The sequence below is a fragment of the uncultured Mesonia sp. genome (genome assembly GCA_947499595.1).
Classification (GTDB): domain Bacteria; phylum Bacteroidota; class Bacteroidia; order Flavobacteriales; family Flavobacteriaceae; genus Mesonia; species Mesonia sediminis.
Window position 1 is genome coordinate 1 of the sequence record CANMOY010000052.1, and the last position, 342, is coordinate 342.

General features: G+C 35.1%; 1 protein-coding gene. It reads right to left on the reverse strand.

Features of this window, described 5'->3' with window-relative positions:
• A partial coding sequence (locus ACH2AZ_RS12530) for an integrase core domain-containing protein (protein ID WP_394908105.1) occupies positions 1 to 227 on the reverse strand: 227 nt, incomplete at its 3' end.
• Positions 228 to 342 lie beyond the last annotated feature (115 nt).

Sequence of the window (342 nt, forward strand, 5' to 3'; positions counted from 1 at the left end):
GATCTGTATTTGATCGTTGGATTTTTGTGGACTTCAGCTGGCTTTCTTAAATCCAGGCTAAAATGTGTTCTTAGGTTGTTGTAAATATACACTGCTTGTGCAGTCATATTCTGCGCTAATTCAGTGTTTTTAATCGTTTGTTTTAGTCCATATTCATATTTAAGGGTTCTGTTAATTCGCTCTGCAACTGCGTTTTCATAAGGATCATACTGTTCGGTCATACTCATAACAATATTATTTTTTTTCAGCAAATTGGGTGTATTGAGGGTTACAGTATTGAAAACCTCTATCGGAATGATGGATGAGTCTTTCACTTGGGTATTCTCTATTTTTAATGGCCAT